The organism is Pseudomonas sp. F01002 (genome assembly GCF_004402115.1).
GTDB classification, from domain to species: domain Bacteria; phylum Pseudomonadota; class Gammaproteobacteria; order Pseudomonadales; family Pseudomonadaceae; genus Aquipseudomonas; species Aquipseudomonas frigoris.
In genome coordinates this window covers 39,306-54,947 of sequence record NZ_SOPU01000078.1, presented here as the reverse complement: position 1 = coordinate 54,947, position 15,642 = coordinate 39,306, and the positions used below count along the sequence as shown (strand labels likewise).

General features: G+C 58.8%; 14 protein-coding genes. 6 read left to right on the top strand and 8 right to left on the bottom strand.

Annotated elements, in window-relative coordinates; genetic code table 11:
* Positions 1 to 205 precede the first annotated feature (205 nt).
* From E3W21_RS29375 to E3W21_RS29365, 3 genes are read left to right on the top strand one after another with little or no spacing between them, the layout of a single operon-like run.
* Positions 206 to 865: a paraquat-inducible protein A gene (locus tag E3W21_RS29375; RefSeq protein WP_134423176.1), complete on the top strand. Its 660-nt coding sequence runs from the start codon at positions 206 to 208 to the stop codon at positions 863 to 865.
* Complete coding sequence (locus tag E3W21_RS29370) at positions 852 to 1,475, top strand: paraquat-inducible protein A (RefSeq protein ID WP_129441213.1); 624 nt, start codon at positions 852 to 854, stop codon at positions 1,473 to 1,475. Before E3W21_RS29375 ends, E3W21_RS29370 begins: the two co-directional genes overlap by 14 nt.
* Positions 1,468 to 3,771 carry an intermembrane transport protein PqiB gene (locus E3W21_RS29365; RefSeq protein ID WP_134423174.1) on the top strand — a complete coding sequence of 768 codons (2,304 nt, stop codon included), beginning with the start codon at positions 1,468 to 1,470 and terminating at the stop codon, positions 3,769 to 3,771. Before E3W21_RS29370 ends, E3W21_RS29365 begins: the two co-directional genes overlap by 8 nt.
* A 199-nt stretch (positions 3,772 to 3,970) precedes the next feature.
* Here E3W21_RS29365 and mksF read toward each other — a convergent pair whose 3' ends face one another.
* From mksF to mksB, 3 genes are read right to left on the bottom strand one after another with little or no spacing between them, the layout of a single operon-like run.
* Positions 3,971 to 6,811 carry an Mks condensin complex protein MksF gene (gene mksF / locus E3W21_RS29360; protein ID WP_134423172.1) on the bottom strand — a complete coding sequence of 947 codons (2,841 nt, stop codon included), beginning with the start codon at positions 6,809 to 6,811 and terminating at the stop codon, positions 3,971 to 3,973.
* Entirely contained in the window at positions 6,808 to 7,509 is a 702-nt protein-coding gene (gene mksE, locus E3W21_RS29355) for an Mks condensin complex protein MksE (RefSeq protein WP_027925914.1), read from the bottom strand. The genes mksF and mksE overlap by 4 nt, the downstream gene beginning before the upstream one ends.
* Complete coding sequence (gene mksB, locus E3W21_RS29350; RefSeq protein ID WP_166793886.1) at positions 7,499 to 8,776, bottom strand: Mks condensin complex protein MksB; 1,278 nt, start codon at positions 8,774 to 8,776, stop codon at positions 7,499 to 7,501. The genes mksE and mksB overlap by 11 nt, the downstream gene beginning before the upstream one ends.
* A gap of 206 nt (positions 8,777 to 8,982) precedes the next feature.
* Between mksB and E3W21_RS29345 the strand changes: the two genes are divergently transcribed.
* A complete protein-coding gene (locus tag E3W21_RS29345) occupies positions 8,983 to 9,723 on the top strand; it encodes an energy transducer TonB (RefSeq protein ID WP_134423180.1) in 741 nt (246 codons plus the stop codon).
* The gene (gene rimI, locus E3W21_RS29340; RefSeq protein WP_008145534.1) at positions 9,716 to 10,168 is read left to right on the top strand and encodes a ribosomal protein S18-alanine N-acetyltransferase; all 453 of its coding nucleotides are present in this window, start codon (positions 9,716 to 9,718) and stop codon (positions 10,166 to 10,168) included. Before E3W21_RS29345 ends, rimI begins: the two co-directional genes overlap by 8 nt.
* Before the next feature lie 126 nt (positions 10,169 to 10,294).
* Here rimI and E3W21_RS29335 read toward each other — a convergent pair whose 3' ends face one another.
* Positions 10,295 to 10,699 (bottom strand): serine kinase/phosphatase, encoded by a 405-nt coding sequence (locus E3W21_RS29335; RefSeq protein ID WP_134423168.1) that lies wholly within the window; start codon positions 10,697 to 10,699, stop codon positions 10,295 to 10,297.
* 152 nt (positions 10,700 to 10,851) lie between these two features.
* Between E3W21_RS29335 and can the strand changes: the two genes are divergently transcribed.
* On the top strand, positions 10,852 to 11,496 hold the full coding sequence (gene can / locus E3W21_RS29330; RefSeq protein WP_033061212.1) for a carbonate dehydratase: 645 nt from the start codon (positions 10,852 to 10,854) through the stop codon (positions 11,494 to 11,496).
* 6 nt (positions 11,497 to 11,502) lie between these two features.
* On the opposite strand, the gene E3W21_RS29325 is transcribed toward can, so the two are convergent.
* The 4 genes from E3W21_RS29325 to E3W21_RS29310 all read right to left on the bottom strand — a co-directional run bounded on the left by E3W21_RS29325 (position 11,503) and on the right by E3W21_RS29310 (position 15,482).
* A complete protein-coding gene (locus tag E3W21_RS29325; RefSeq protein WP_134423166.1) occupies positions 11,503 to 12,027 on the bottom strand; it encodes an SET domain-containing protein-lysine N-methyltransferase in 525 nt (174 codons plus the stop codon).
* 144 nt (positions 12,028 to 12,171) lie between these two features.
* A complete protein-coding gene (locus E3W21_RS29320) occupies positions 12,172 to 13,344 on the bottom strand; it encodes a hypothetical protein (RefSeq protein WP_129441225.1) in 1,173 nt (390 codons plus the stop codon).
* A 184-nt stretch (positions 13,345 to 13,528) separates the two neighbouring features.
* Complete coding sequence (locus E3W21_RS29315; protein WP_008153466.1) at positions 13,529 to 13,849, bottom strand: hypothetical protein; 321 nt, start codon at positions 13,847 to 13,849, stop codon at positions 13,529 to 13,531.
* 214 nt (positions 13,850 to 14,063) lie between these two features.
* Positions 14,064 to 15,482: a short-chain fatty acid transporter gene (locus E3W21_RS29310; protein ID WP_134423164.1), complete on the bottom strand. Its 1,419-nt coding sequence runs from the start codon at positions 15,480 to 15,482 to the stop codon at positions 14,064 to 14,066.
* Between the last annotated feature and the right edge of the window lie 160 nt (positions 15,483 to 15,642).

The window sequence follows — 15,642 nt, the reverse complement described above, 5'->3', positions numbered from 1 at the left end:
TGCATCGCCGATGGTAGTGTGGGGTTTCCCCATGTGAGAGTAGGTCATCGTCAAGATTAAATTCCGAAACCCCTATCTGCGTATGCAGGTAGGGGTTTTGTTTTGTCCGCAGGAAAGTGGCTTTCAGTTAAAGCACAAATTTGCACAGTTATTTTCGATCCATGACACTAGAATAGGTCCAACTTTTTTGGAGGCCATAGCCTTTATGCCAGATCCGGTTGACGCCCCAGGGCTGTCAGAATTACCGCTGGACGACTTGGTAGCGTGTCATGAGTGCGACTTGCTGATGCGCAAGCCCGAACTCGCCCATGGCGAGAAAGCCCTCTGTCCGCGCTGCGGCTACGAGCTCTACGCCCATCGGTATAACGTCGTACAGCGCAGTCTCGCCCTGGTTATCGCCGCTCTGTTGTTGTATATCCCGGCGAACTTTTTACCCATTATGCAGCTCCATCTACTCGGGCAGTCATCGCATGACACTGTCTGGACTGGTGTTGTTGGCCTGTTCAATACCGGAATGCAGGGCGTAGCAGTCGTGGTGTTTCTCTGCAGTATGGGAATTCCGCTGCTCAAGCTGCTTTGCCAACTGGGTGTACTGCTGAGTATTCGTTTTGATATCGGACGCAGTTACGGCCTGTTGCTCTACCGCATTTATCACCATTTACGCGATTGGGGGATGCTCGAGGTCTACCTCATGGGCGTACTGGTGGCGATCGTCAAACTGGCAGATATGGCAGCAATTACCGTCGGGCTTGGCCTGGCGTGCTTTATCGGTTTGTTGTTGGTTCAGGTCTGGTTGGAGGTTGTGATGTCACCCCATCAGATCTGGCAGGCTTTATCAGGAGAGGATGCCCATGCGGGCGATTGATGCAGGCATTTTGATTTGCGCCGAATGCCATGAATTGAACAAGCAGGAAGCCGACACCGACGTACAGGTCTGCACCCGTTGCGGTGCGCTGGTTCACGCCCGTCGCCCGAACAGCGTGATGCGTACCTGGGCGTTGCTGGTTACCGCGGCGGTTCTCTACATCCCTGCCAATGTGCTGCCGATCATGACCGTCAGTTCACTGGGGCAGGGCGATCCCAGCACGATCATGTCCGGTGTGATCCAACTGGTTCAACACGGCATGATTCCAATCGCCGCCGTGGTTTTTATCGCCAGTATCCTGGTACCAACGTTCAAATTGGTGGGCATCGCACTGCTGTTGTTTTCCGTGCAGCGTCGCCAGCCACTCTCGGCTCGCCAGCGCATTTGGATGTACCGCTTTATTGAGTTCATTGGCCGCTGGTCGATGCTCGATATTTTTGTGATCGCCATCCTGGTGGCGGTTGTGAATTTCGGACGGCTTGCCAGCGTCGAAGCCAATCTTGGCGCCATCGCTTTCGCCAGTGTGGTGATTCTGACAATGCTTGCCGCAGTAACTTTCGATCCCCGACTGATTTGGGATAACACGGAGTCGGACGACGACCATGACTGATTTGCCTACAGCAAAAACCCGACCGGCCTCGAACTGGTCAGCCATTTGGGTGTTGCCCCTCATCGCCCTGATCATCGGCGGCTGGCTCGGCTGGCGTGCCTACAATGAGACCGGCATCGAGATTCAGGTGCGTTTCGAAAGTGGTGAAGGCATTCAGGCCAACAAGACCGAAGTCGTCTACAAAGGCATGTCGGTGGGTAAGGTAAAGACTCTCAAACTTGATGACGAAGGCAACTCCAAAGGCGTGATCGCCACCGTTGAAATGAACAAGGACGTGGAGCCATACCTGCGGACCAGTACCCGTTTCTGGCTGGTCAAGCCGAGCGTGACCCTGGCCGGCATCACCGGCCTGGAGACGCTGGTCTCAGGTAACTACGTGGCGATAAGCCCGGGCGAGGGTGAGCCAACTCGCAAGTTCAAAGCCTTGGCCGAAGAGCCACCGCTGTCGGACGCCCAGCCCGGTCTCCACCTGACCATCAAGGCTGATCGCCTCGGTTCACTCAATCGCGGTAGCCCGGTGTTCTATAAGCAGATCAGGGTCGGCCAGATCAAAAGTTACCTGCTGTCCGAAGACCAAAGCACCGTCGAACTCAAAGTTTTCATCGAGCCCACCTACGCCAAGCTGGTGCGCAAACACACGCGTTTCTGGAACGCCAGCGGCATCAGCATCGACGCCAACCTGTCGGGTGTGAAGGTGCGTAGCGAGTCCCTGGCGAGCATCGTCGCCGGCGGTATCGCGTTTGCCACGCCGGAGAACCGCAAGGACAGCCCGCCCACCGATCCGAGTCTGCCATTCCGTCTCTACGAAGATTTCGATGCAGCCGCCGCCGGTATTCGGGTCAAGGTCAAACTCAGCGACTTCGAAGGAATGCAGGCGGGTCGCACACCGGTTATGTACAAAGGCATCCAGGTCGGCAATCTGAAAGCGCTCAAGATAGATCCTGATCTATCCAGTGCCACCGCCGAATTGACCCTCGATCCTCTGGCTGAAGATTACCTGGTCGAAGGCACCCAGTTCTGGGTGGTCAAGCCGTCGATTTCGCTTGCCGGTATCACCGGTCTCGAAGCGTTGGTCAAAGGTAACTACATCGCCGTGCGTCCGGGAGACAAAGGCGCCGCACCGCAGCGCGAGTTTGTGGCACGGCCGAAGGCACCGCCGCTCGACTTGCGTGCACCGGGATTGCACCTGGTGCTATTCACCGAAAACCTCGGTTCACTGGAGGTCGGCAGCCCGATTCTCTACAAGCAGGTCAAGGTCGGTTCGGTCCAGAGCTATCAGTTCTCACGCACTAAAAAGCAGTTGGTGATTGGTGTACACATCGAGAAGGAATACGAAGGTCTCGTCAACGCCTCGACACGGTTCTGGAATGCCAGCGGCATCACGATGACCGGTGGGTTGACCGGTGGAATTCAGGTCAAAAGTGAGTCGCTGCAAAGCCTGATGGCCGGTGGCATTGCCTTCGAAACCCCGGAAGCCAAGGCGCCGTTGCAGAAGCGGATTCCGCGTTTCCGTTTGTTCGCCAACCATGACGAGGCCAACCAAAAAGGCACCGTGGTCACGATCAAGGTTGATCGCGCCGATGGTTTACGCAACGGCACACCTGTGAGATTCAAAGGCCTGGATGTCGGCAAAATTGAAGACGTCGACCTCACGGATGACCTGCAATCGGTGATGCTGACCGCAAGAATCACCGAAGTGCCGGAGCGCATCGCTCGAGTGGGCAGTCAGTTCTGGGTCGTCAAACCTGAACTGGGTCTGATCAAGACGTCCAACCTCGAAACGCTGGTCACTGGCCAATACATCGAAGTGCAACCGGCCGCGAAAAACCTCGGCCCGCAGAAGAACTTCGTGGCCTTGGCCAATCCGCCGGAAACCGCTAAACAAGAAGCCGGTTTGAGTCTGGTGTTGAGCGCTGCCCGCCGTGGTTCGCTGAAAACAGGTGTGCCGGTCACTTATCGCGAAATCACCGTGGGCAAGGTGACAGGCTATGAACTCGGCCAGACGGCGGATCGTGTGTTGGTGCACATCCTGATCGAGCCGAAGTACGCGCCGTTGGTGCGCAGCGGCACGCGATTCTGGAACTCCAGTGGTTTTGGCTTTGATTACGGCTTGTTCAAAGGGGCGACGATGCGTACCGAATCGCTGGAGACACTGATTCAGGGCGGCATCGCTTTCGCCACGCCGGACGGTGAGCGTATGGGCAGTCCGGCGCGAGCTGAGCAAACGTTCCCGCTGTTCGATAAGTTCGAAGACGAATGGCTGACCTGGGCGCCGAAGATTTCAATCGGCAAGTAATTTATTGGCGTCTGTGATGACGCCTTCGCGAGCAAGCTCGCTCCCACATTGAGCCGCGTTCGTTCAGACAACTCGGTCAAATGTGGGAGCGAGCTTGCTCGCGAAGAGGCCCTCAAGTTCACTGAAAGTCTCAAGTCAGCACACAAAAAAAGGCCGCGATCCATTGGATCGCGGCCTTTTTCGTATCTAACGGTTCAAATCAAACCGCATCCAGCTCCGGTTCATCCGCTTCAACGGCAACGGCAGCCTTCACTTCATCGTGACGACGGATGTACTTCCAGTCCGCCTCGTCGATGTAGATCCCGTTCGGGCCGCTGCCACCTTCCAGGTCGATGGCAACACTGGCGCAGACCTGCGGCTTCACACTCGCAAGGATCGGTACGAAGCCCAGTTGCAGGCTGGTTTCCAACAGCGCTGCCTGGTTCTTCTCGTCGATGTCCGCTGCCTCGTCGAGGTAATACGGCAGGCGCACGCGACCGGCCTGGTCGCGGTCCATCAAGTGCAGCAACAAGTACATGTTGGTCAGCGCCTTGATGGTCATGGTCGTACCGTTGGAAGCGGCACCGTCGATGTCGGTGTGGATCACCGGCTGACCGTTGACCTTGGTGATCTCGAACGCCAGCTCGAACAGATCCTTGAGACCGAGCTGGTTGTGGTTCGCCGCCACCAGCCGTGCCAGATACTCCTTGGCTTCTTCGTTCTTGTTGTCCTGATCAGCGCTTTGGCTCAGGTCGAAGACCGAAAGGGTTTCGCCTTCTTCATACTGACCGGCGCTGTGGATGATCTGGTCGATGTGCTTGAGCGCTTCTTTGTTCGGGGCTAGCACGATGCGGAAGCTTTGCAGGTTGGAGACCTGACGCTTGTTGATCTCGCGGTTGAACAGCGCCAGTTGATGCTCGAGGCTGTCGTAGTCGCTGCGGATGTTGCGCAGGGTCCGGGCGATGTCGGTAACGGCCGCACGACGCGCCTTGCCAAGGGTCAGTGCTTCGTCGGTACGGTGCGCGTAAGCGTTGATCAACAGTTGCAGGCGACGCTCCATATCGTCTTCGCTGTCGAACTTTGCCACACCCTTGAGGCGGACCTGAGCGTACAGCGCCTCGATCTGACCATCGCTGCGTTGCAGACCCTGCCAGCTGTCCTGATAGTCATTGAGCAGCGGCAGCAGGTTGTCCATGGAGTCGTCGATCGGGTCCATGAACGGCGTACCGAACGGCAGGTCTGCGGGTAACAGCTGACGGCGGCGCAGGGCGTCGTCGAGGGTGCGTTGCTTGGCTTCCATGTCGCCGATCTGCCGGCCGACCAGTTGTAGCTTGGCCGACAGTTGCTGGACGCGTTCGGTGAAGGCGTCGCTGGAACGCTTCAACTCGTCCTGCGCCGCTTCCATCTGCGCCAGCTGTTCCAACTTGTCGCCTTCCTCGGCGCTCAGGGTTTGCGCGCGGCGGAAATCTTCCAGCGCTTTCTGCGCATCCAGCACTTGCTGGTACAGCGCTTCGGTCTGGGTCTTGCTCGCGGCGCGGTCGGCGGCCACGGCTTGCTGGGTTTTCAGTTGCTTGAGTTCTTTATCCAGACGCTCTTTCTGATCGCGCAACGCCGCGCGGTCAGCCAGGGCTTGCAGGGCCGGCGGTTCGATGTGCGAGATGTCGATGGACAGGCCCGGCACTTCGAAACGCTCGCCCTTGAAGCCATCGAGGATCAGTTCCATGGATTTGACCCACTGACCGTCCTCGTCCAGCGTAATACCGTGCTCACCCAACGGCAGGCTGAACAGCGCGCTGTTGAACAGGCGCATCAGGCGCTCGACATCCTGTTGCGAGAACTCTTCACGCAGACGGGCGTAGCTGTTGTTGTCGGCATGATCGAGTTGCTGTTTGACCGACTTCAGGCGTTTTTCCAGATCCCGCAGACGCTCTTCCAAATCTTCGGCGCTGAACTGCCGCGACTGCGCCAGCGCACCGGCCAGTTCATCGTGCGCATCCTTGGCCGCGAGCAGTTGCTGCTCAAGCACTTTGACGTCATCGACCAGTGCGAAGCGATGCTTGAGCACCGACAGCTCGCCGAGCCAGCGCTGGATGCCGGTGATTTCCCGCTCCAGGCGCATCAGTTCCTGAGTGCCGCCGCGCTGATCGTTTTGCAGCGCGTCTTGCTCGTTGCGGTAATGCTCGGCCTGAATCGTCAGCTCTTCCTTGCGCGCACTGGCGTAGTCCGACCAAGTGCCGAGCAGGGAGTCGAGCAGCGGCGAAATGCGGTGCAGTTTGCCGCGCAGGATATTGCGCTGGGTCACGCCTGCCGCAAGGGCTTCGACCAATGGGCCGGCAGTGACCAGCGAGTTGTAATCCTGCTCCATGCGTCGTACATCGCGGAACGCTTCTTCGCACGCGGCGATGTAATCGACGCTGCCGGAACGCAGGCTGTGCTCGAACGCATCGAGGAACAATTGCTTGAGCTTGGCCGCGGTGATTTCGCGCATGTGCAGCAGGTTGATGAACAGCGCGCGGAACGTCTTCAGGCTCTGCTCGCTGGTGGAGCGCAGCGGGATCAGCGTCAGGTCCAGCGGGATCGAGGTGTGACCACCGACCAGCAAACGACGCAATTCATCCGGTTTGAGCTCGTAGGCTTTCAGGCCTTCGCGCTCAAGGTTGGTGAACAATTCTTTCTGACGCAGGCAGGTGTCGTTTTTCTGGTAATGGGCCAGATCCAGTTTGCCGGCGTAGGCAAAGAACTGGTGACCGAAACCACCGCCCGGGCCGCGACCGACCACACCAATCACATGTGGACCGTGAGGTAGCGAGACTTCGACCAGGATGTAACTGGTGTCCGAGGCGAAGTAGAAGCGCCGGGATTGCTCCAGGCTGTACTTGCCGAAACTCATGTCCGACATGCGCGCCAGGATCGGGAACTGCAAGGCGTTGATCGAGGCGGATTTTCCGAGGTTGTTCGCGCCGTAAACCGACAACGGTTCTTCCAGCGGGAACAGGCCGAGGCTGTAACCGGCGGTGTTCAAAAGGGCGAAGCGGCGAATGCCGTAGCGTTCCTTGCTCATGCGTCGGTCTCCTGTTCTTCGGCAATGGCGCGGGCCATGGCGTCTTCTTCGCTTTCTTCTTCGAAGTCACTCAAATCCAGCGGGTCATCGGTTTCCAACAGCTTTTCGTCGCTGTCGTCGTCGATCAGCACCGGAACCGGCAGAGGCAACACGCTGTGCAGGCTGGCGGCCAGATCACGGTCTTGTTGGACCGACAGGCAGACATCGAGGAAACGGTGCATCGGCGGCAGGAAACGGTAGATGCCGTTTTCTTCACCGGCGAAACCGAGCTGAGTCATGCGGCGCATGATTTTTTCTTCGAGTTCTTCGACGGTCTGCACTTCGGCCTGGATAAACAGGTCGCGGTATTTCTCCAGCAGCGATGGCAATTCGTCGCGGCCGAGGCTGCCACCGTCGAGCACGGCGACCGGGTCCCGGCCCTGGTCGGCCAGATGCTCGACGAGAATGAAGGTGAACAGCGCCAGACGTTGCGCGGTCTTGTTCACTGCTGCGGCGGCGAGGTCCGGCACGAAGTAGTAAAAACCACGGGTGTCGCAGACCAATTCAAAGCCCAACGCCTTGAACAGCGTGCGGTACTGGTCCTGGAAGTTCGACAGTTGCGCGTACAGCTCCGGATCGCGGCGGCTGACGTGGTAACCCTTGAATAGCTCGCGAAAGATCGGCGCCAGCTGGGACAGTTCGTTTAGATCAAGATGCATTTGGAATGCTCGCAGAATCCTCGGCGGCGGTGTCGGCGGCCGAGAGCAGGGCGAAGGAGCGCAGGCTGACCTGGTGCTCGTGAGTGTGGTAATCGCGGCGTTCCAGACGCTCGCGTGTGAAGCGCTTTTCCCGCGACAGGCGCGAGAACCAGTAAAGCAATTCGTCGGTAGCGCCGTCCGGCTCCTGCTCCAGCAGCCAGGTCATCAGGTCCGGCATCGGCAGGGCGTCTTCGCAGCGTTCGAGCATTTCCCGAACCGTGCGTGGCGCGCGCGGCGCTTCGCCTTTCTGCGTCTTGTGGGCCTTGGGGAAACGCGCCGGTTTCGGCTCGAAACGGGCCAGCGCATAAACGTAGGCTTCGACCTGACTGGCGCTACCCAAGAAGGTGCTTTGCGGCCGAGTGAACATCGGCATCGCCGCTTGTGGCACCGCATCGATGCCTTTGCGACGGATGGCCGACAAAGCCAGCGCCGCGCCACGGGTCACGGCGTTGTGCCGACGGGCTTCTTCACGCAGCGGCAGCAGCAGTTCGCGGGCATGACGCAGCGTCAGCTGGGCGCTGGTCTGCATTTCGAGGATGCGCGCGTGGGTGCGCAGCAGCATGTCGTCATCGACCAGGTGGCCGAGGCGCTGCTGCTCGGTGAGCATCTTCAGCAGGACGTTCTCGACCTTGCGCACGCCTTGTTCGAAGGCGCCGTCGGCGTTCACCAACTGGATCATCGGTTCGACGTATTCGTCCCAGGTCGCCAGTACTTCAGCGTAACGCTGACGCAGCGGGATTTGCCGGTCGCTGGTCTTGGCGCGCTCGGCGACGGCCACCAGGGCCTGTTCGTCGTTGGCGAGTTTCTTCAATACGTCCCGTACGCGCATGTCGAGCAGGCGCAACTGGCGCGCCAGGTCGTGGCCGTCGCGGATGTCGAAGGCGTCCTGGATATAACCGGCCAGGCGTTCGAGGTGACGCAAATAGGCTTCGATCTCCAGGCACAGGCCCAGACGGTGCTCACGGCGCAGGTAGGCGAGGAAGTCGTGGATCCGCGCATTGAGCTCGAAACGGTTCGGGCTTTTCGCCACGGGAACCAGAATGTCGAGGCGGATCCACACGTCCAGCAGGCTGGTGATGTCCTGCGGCGTACTGTCCAGTTGCTGGGCGGCCAACTGTGAACGCAGTTCGTTGAGGCTCAAGGTGCCTTGGTCGAAGTGCTCGCACAGTGGCTCCAGAAGTGCCCAGTGTTCAGCGAGGGCGCGCAAGACGCGCTTGGGTTCGATCATCGGAATGGCCGGCTGGTTGACGAATAAAAGCAGCGATTGTACTGCATCACGCCCGTTGCGATTCACTCTCGGGACGGACAGTTGGCTTTCTATCGATCAAGCGTGGGCGATCTTGAGCGAAGGGCGGTAGAATCACCGCACTTTAGTTATCCACAAGTGGCCGACCTTTGCTTATCGAGTCCCGTCGCCGCGCTTATTTGACCGCCATGCAGGTGGTCAACTGGCTGCCGCGCACCGAATTGCCTTTTGCTGCGCCCTCGCGCCCTGAATTGCTGGAGATGCCCGAGCCGTTGGTCGTCGCCCCGGTGGCGCCAGCGCCAGTGGTAGAGGCGCCCGTGGAACCGCTGGTCAAACCGGCCGAACGGGTGAAAATCGAGGTGCCACGGCCATCGCTGGCCAGCACGCGTACGAATGCCAAGGTTGAAGAAGAGGCCGCTCCGGTTGTGGCCAAGGCGCCAGTCGTGCCGCCACCGCGTTTCGCTCTGCAATTGCTGCGGGCCGGGCGTTGCTTGCTGCTGGTGGAGTTACCCACAGGCGAATCGTTCCAGACCCGCGACCCCGCCTATCTGTTGCTCAAAGACATGCTGCGCGCCGCCGGTCTGCCGGACAGCCCGCAGATCGTCGGCGAGCCGGTGCGTTGGCCGCTGTTGTCTCGGGGCACCATGGATCAAGGCCCGGAAGCGGCTCGCGACTTCGTGCAAGGTTTTCTCTCGGCCCGGCTGGAAGACGCACCGTGCGTCTGCGTGTGGCTGATCGGCTTGCCGGCGGTGCGTTTCGCCGGTGAGGCGAACGCCGAATCCTTCAACCGTGAACTCCAGGTCGAAGGCCTGGGCTCGGTCTGGGCCCTGCCGGGTCTGGAATTATTAATGGAAGAGCCACAGCGTAAGGCTGATGTCTGGCAAGCCATGCGTCGGCTGATGGCGCGCTGGAAAGAATCGAATGAGTGACGCTGTATCGTTCCGCCCAATGACCGAGGCGGACCTGGACGCTGTACTGAAAATCGAATACGCGGCTTACAGCCATCCCTGGACTCGCGGGATTTTTCTCGATGGGCTGGGTAAATATCAGATATGGCTGATGTTTGAAGGCCAGCAGCAGGTCGGCCATGGGGTGGTGCAGATCATCCTTGATGAAGCGCATCTGCTGAACATCACCGTCAAACCGGAGAACCAGGGCCGTGGCCTGGGCTTGACGTTGCTGGAGCATTTAATGTCCCGGGCGTATGACGCCAAGGCGCGGGAGTGTTTTCTGGAAGTGCGCGACAGCAACCGTGGCGCGTTCAAGTTGTATGAACGTTATGGGTTTAACGAGATTGGTCGGCGGCGCGATTACTACCCGGCAGTTGGCGGGCGTGAAGATGCTGTCGTCATGGCCTGCACTTTGGTCGATTGAACAGCGATCCCGTGTAGGAGCTGCCGAAGGCTGCGATCTTTTGATCTTTTGTTGTCACGACACAGGAAGATCAAAAGATCGCAGCCTTCGGCAGCTCCTACATTCCGATCCTCTCAGACAGATAGATCAACGATTACCGTCCATCGGATCCCGCCGCGCCAGTTCCTCTTCATCCAGCCCATTGCCTCCGCCGATGTCGTCTTCATCGACAATGCTCAAATCCCAATCGGCCTGGTCACCTTCACCCGCTTCGTGGGCGTCCCGTGCGCCGTCTTCATGGATCAGGGTTTCCGGGCTCATGTCGTCGTCGGTGGACTCATGGTCATCGGTCGAGGCCCCGGTCATGCCGGCTTCACGTACGCGTTCCCGAGGCATCAGGCGTTCACGCTCTGTTTGCGGCAGCTCGTCGCCGATTTTGGCGCTGGGTTCTTCCTCGTCGAAATCCAGCTCATGCATCGAACCCATGCGGTCTTCGTTGTCATCGATGGGCTCGGGTTGCACCGCATCGTACGGACGTCGTGATTCAGTCATGGCAATTCCTCATACTGTAGGCCTTACTAGGGTGGACCCCCTGGGCTGCTGAGAATTCCTCCGGCATGGAAAACCGGGTTTCTGCATCTGGCGCGTGACCCCGACAGATGGTTGTCTGTCATAGAAGCGCATCATTCTCGAGGTTTCATTGCATGAACGAATTACAAGATCTGATTGATAACAACGAGCGCTGGGCTGACGCGATCACCAAAGAAGATCCTGATTTCTTCGCCAAGCTGGCCCGTCAGCAAACCCCGGAATACCTGTGGATCGGTTGCTCCGACGCCCGGGTGCCGGCGAACGAGATCGTCGGCATGCTGCCCGGCGATCTGTTTGTCCACCGCAATGTGGCCAACGTAGTGCTGCACACCGACCTCAACTGCCTGTCGGTGATTCAGTACGCGGTCGACGTGCTGAAGGTCAAACACATCCTCGTTACCGGCCACTATGGCTGCGGCGGCGTGCGCGCCTCGATGCAGGACCGTCAGTTGGGCCTGATCGACGGCTGGCTGCGCTCGATTCGCGATCTCTATTATGAAAAACGCGAAGAACTCGCCAAATTGCCCACTGAAGAAGAGCGGGTCGACCGCCTCTGCGAATACAACGTGATCCAGCAAGTGGCCAATGTCGGGCACACCAGCATTGTGCAAAACGCCTGGCACCGCGGGCAGAGCCTGTCTGTTCACGGCTGCATCTATGGCATCAAGGACGGTCGCTGGAAAAGCCTGAACGCCACCATCAGCGGTTTCGAGCAATTGCCGCCGCAATACCGTCTGCGTCCGGTCGAGACGTTGTAACGCCCTTCAGCAGAGACTTCGCCGGCGCCAGTGCTGCAGAAACAACTGGCCGTCGGCGTTCGGCGGTTCATCGTAGCCGGTGATCCAGCCACGGCAGTCGAACGAGCCGCACTGGCAGGCGAACTGACGCAAGAGTTTGTCTTCGGTGGAAGCGTAGTCCATCGTCAGTCGGTCGCCTTTTTTGATGTCCTTCAGCGCCCACAACCACAGCTCGCTCATGTCGAGAAATACGTTTGGGTCGCAGGAGTGTCGCAGCAGCCCGCAGAAGCGCGGGTCGTAGACATGGATGCCACGGGCCAGTTGCCGGGTATGCCGACAGCGATAAGGCAGCAAGTGCCCTGACGCCCGACAAATTCGGCTGATACGGGGGAAGTCCCGAAGTACTGCGACGGCTCCCGCCGATCCGTTGGTGTTGTCGATAATCTCGAAGTCGGCCCGGGAGGGGAATCCAAGGCGAACGGGCAGCTCCGCAAATGGATAAATCCCATCGGGAGGTTGTGCAAGCGTCTCGTGCAGGGCGTGGGTTTTCATAACGATCCTTGTCGGCTGGGTGCTGCGACCTCCATCAGCTGACAATCCTGTCAGCACTGCAACACATGGGAACGACTCAAGCCTCTCGCAAATGAAACGGCGGGTCTACTGTCAGTTATGACAGTAGACCCGCCGTTCATCGTTTTACAGAGGCGGGACAGGGATCGCAGTCGCGGGTACCGGAGCTTTCAGCTGTTTGAGCTGAGATTTGATCGGTGCCGTCGCGCACTTGGCCACGGCTTTTTCGGGCGTCAGGTTGCGGATCGAGGTATAGAACAGCTCGCAGGTTTTTTCTGCCTGAGCCACTTGCCAGGTTTGGGTGCAACTTCTCAGTTCAATGTCGGGATTACTGTCCGGTTGGCGGCCCATGGCGGCCTGCCAGCACGCGGCACTCAAATCCTGACCCATGACTTTAAGGCCCGCCGCGTCGGCCTTGGCCTGGGCATCGTTGCCGGTATAGCTTTGCGGGTCGGCGGCGTACCAAATGTAGCTTGGGTGGTTGGAACCCAGCACTGGCACTTTCACCCCGTCGCTCGGACTGATGCTGACCAGGCCCAGTACGTTCACGGTCGGCCCGTATTGCTGCTTGATCCAGTTACGCACCGGCGCGCCGAAGGCAACCATCGGCAACGCCGCACCACTGGCGTTCTGGCTGAGTTGCTTGACCATGGTGGTCTGGTAGTCCTTGAAGTAGTCGTAGACGCCCTCCAGATCCTTGCCGGCGTTGGACGGTGCGGCAATCGGTGCGATGTCGATGATGGTCTGGTAGCCCGGCGTCTGGTCGGCCGGAATTCCGTTGTCAGTCAGCAGTGTGGCCCAGCGATCGGTGGTGGCGGATCGCAGGTAATCCTGAGCCTGGGTCAACGAATAGTCGGGTGGAAAGTGCAACAGTTCAACGCTTTTGCGGTTTTCCAGAGCCATGCCCAGTGGCAGGAACAGATACCAGCTGTAAGCCCACTTGCCATCGGCATTCAGCTTGCTGGCGCCGGTATAGGCCAGATCACCGGCATCGAGTAACGCCGCCAACGGTTTTTCATAGCCACGGGGTACGCCGCTGATTTCGGCGTAGAGCTGATTGTTATCGGTTTTGACCAGCACTTTCGCCGCGCTGTAACCATCGCGCTGCACGCTTTGGGTCAGGTAATGCTCGACCGTTTGCTCCAGCGTCCAGTTGCGAAAGCAGATCACGTTGCAGTTGTTGGGATAGGCGAACAGGCGGGTGACGCGTTCGGTACTGCCCAGCTTCAGGTCGACATCGGCATGGGCGGCGGCACTCAGGGTGAGGGCCGCGAGGGTGAGGCCTGCGAACTTGAACATGCTCAGATCCTTTTCAGCGTGGTCCCGTTGATTGGGGTACGCGACATACTGGATCACCGGCGTTACACAGAACAGTGTGTACGTGTAGTTTTTTTGCTTAGAGCTTGCGCTGTGTATGCCAGGAGCTCTTGTTATGGAGGCCGGCCCGGGCTTAATGTTTATGGGCCGGACGGAGATTGAAGCGTTACAACAGCTTGAGTGCCAGATGAGTGCCGGCGCGCAAGTACTCGACCTGTGCAAATACGGCATCCTTGACGATGGCCTCTCCTGTATCGGTCAGTTTGGCTTTTTTGGCATCAATGATGGACGTTTGCGTTAATTGCATCACTACATCCATCGCTTTTTGAAGGGCGGTCAGATTGTTGTGCTGGCCGAACTCGCGGACGACAGCATCCATACGGCGATCTGCATCATCACGCAGCTTTTTATATTCAACGACTGAAACCCTACCGTCCTGGTAAATCTCGTTAATCATCTCTTCCAGCGTTTTCGATATTAAAGACATGTGTTTGTTCATCCTTGGTCAGTGCTGTCTTGCTTTAAAAAGTTTGTGAGCTGTCGGAGTTTACTCAGCGATTCATAGGTTGGAGATAAGAACTCTCCGGGTTTCATGTCAGGCGGAATCGAGCCTGTATGTAGGATAAATCTAGGCGTTTGTTTCATGCTCAAGCCGGGTGAACTGATTGCACCTGCCCGCAGCAGGTGCAATCACTTACGTGTTACGGCATCACCGGCGCCGTATACGTCAGCGTCGTTCCCAACGCCCACAGCAGAAACAGCACCAGCGGCGTGTGCACCAGCAGTTGCACGAACGAAAACCCGATCAAGTCCCGCGCCTTCAACCCGAGCACGCCCAGCAGCGGCAGCATGTAGAACGGGTTGATCAAATTCGGCAAGGCTTCGGCGGCGTTGTAGATCTGCACGGCCCAGCCCAGGTGGTAGTTCAGGTCGGTGGCCACTTGCATGACGTACGGCGCTTCGATGATCCACTTGCCCCCGCCGGACGGGATGAAGAAACCGAGGATCGCCGAGTACACGCCCATCAGCAGCGCGTAGGTGTCGTGGGACGCGATTTGTACGAAAAAGGTCGAGATGTGGTGAGCCAGCGTCTGAGCGTCAGTCCCTTTGACGGTGGTCATCAGCGCCGCGATCGAGCCGTACAGCGGGAATTGAATCAGTACGCCCGTGGTGGTCGGCACCGCGCGGGACACAGCGTCAAGGAAGCTGCGCGGGCGCCAGTGCAGCAGCGCACCGAGCATGATGAACAGGAAGTTGTAGGTGTTCAGCCCGGAAATCGCACTGATCGCCGGTTTGGTCGAGAACTCGTGGAACAGCCATCCGGCCGCCAGCAGCACCAGCAAAATCGTCAGCAGCGGGCTGTGCTCCAGCCATTCGCCGGGGCGGGTGCGCGGTTGCAAGGGCGGCAGGTTAAAGCTCGGATCGATGCCGCAGGCTTCGGCATCGCGGGCCGAGTTCGGGCCGGGTGCAGTGGCGTAGGCGATGATCAGCGAGATCACGATCAGCGCCAGCAACATCACGCCGGATTGCCAGAGAAAGATTGTTTGCGTGAAAGGAATCACCCCGGTGATCGACAGAATCGACGGCGGCAGACTGGCCGGGTTGGCCTGCAATTGCGCGGCGGACGAGGACAAGCCCAAGGCCCACACCGCGCCGAGACCCAGATAGGCGGCAGCACCGGCAGCGCGGTAGTCCATTTTCAGATCGGTACGGCGGGCGAGGGCACGCACCAGCAAACCGCCAAACACCAGCGACAGCCCCCAGTTCAGCAGCGAAGCGACCATGGAGATCAACGCAACCCAGGCCACGGCCGAGCGGCCGTTTTTCGGGATCCGCGCCAGCCGGTCGATCAGTTTCACTGCCGGTGGCGAGCTGGCGACCACATAACCGCCGATTACCACGAAAGCCATCTGCATGGTGAACGGGATCAGGCTCCAGAATCCGTCACCGAAGGCCATGGCGGCGTCGGTGGGTTTGGCGCCCATGAACAGAGTGGCCACGGCGACGATAATCACCGCCAGTGCGGCAAATACCCAGGAGTCAGGGAACCAGCGTTCGGCAAAACTTGAGCAGCGCAGGGCAAAGCGGGCAGAGCGGGTATCTTCGATATCAGCGGCCACGGGTGTACCTCGAATTTTTATATTTGTTGTGGTCTTCAGGACCGCAAAGGCCCGTCTAGACAGGTGTCAACAGTAAAACAATCGGTTCTATTTTGTGACGAAGTTTTACGAGTCTAGGACTTTGGTCTAACGGGTTGTCCGTTGGCGCGTTTGCGTAGAC

Bases quoted from the DNA above. Each gene is read 5' to 3' on its own strand.
- E3W21_RS29375 (WP_134423176.1), top strand. From the start codon at position 206: ATGCCAGATCCGGTTGACGCCCCAGGGCTGTCAGAATTACCGCTGGAC.
- E3W21_RS29370 (WP_129441213.1), top strand. From the start codon at position 852: ATGCGGGCGATTGATGCAGGCATTTTGATTTGCGCCGAATGCCATGAA.
- E3W21_RS29365 (WP_134423174.1), top strand. From the start codon at position 1,468: ATGACTGATTTGCCTACAGCAAAAACCCGACCGGCCTCGAACTGGTCA.
- mksF (WP_134423172.1), bottom strand. From the start codon at position 6,811: ATGAGCAAGGAACGCTACGGCATTCGCCGCTTCGCCCTTTTGAACACC.
- mksE (WP_027925914.1), bottom strand. From the start codon at position 7,509: ATGCATCTTGATCTAAACGAACTGTCCCAGCTGGCGCCGATCTTTCGC.
- mksB (WP_166793886.1), bottom strand. From the start codon at position 8,776: ATGATCGAACCCAAGCGCGTCTTGCGCGCCCTCGCTGAACACTGGGCA.
- E3W21_RS29345 (WP_134423180.1), top strand. From the start codon at position 8,983: ATGCAGGTGGTCAACTGGCTGCCGCGCACCGAATTGCCTTTTGCTGCG.
- rimI (WP_008145534.1), top strand. From the start codon at position 9,716: ATGAGTGACGCTGTATCGTTCCGCCCAATGACCGAGGCGGACCTGGAC.
- E3W21_RS29335 (WP_134423168.1), bottom strand. From the start codon at position 10,699: ATGACTGAATCACGACGTCCGTACGATGCGGTGCAACCCGAGCCCATC.
- can (WP_033061212.1), top strand. From the start codon at position 10,852: ATGAACGAATTACAAGATCTGATTGATAACAACGAGCGCTGGGCTGAC.
- E3W21_RS29325 (WP_134423166.1), bottom strand. From the start codon at position 12,027: ATGAAAACCCACGCCCTGCACGAGACGCTTGCACAACCTCCCGATGGG.
- E3W21_RS29320 (WP_129441225.1), bottom strand. From the start codon at position 13,344: ATGTTCAAGTTCGCAGGCCTCACCCTCGCGGCCCTCACCCTGAGTGCC.
- E3W21_RS29315 (WP_008153466.1), bottom strand. From the start codon at position 13,849: ATGTCTTTAATATCGAAAACGCTGGAAGAGATGATTAACGAGATTTAC.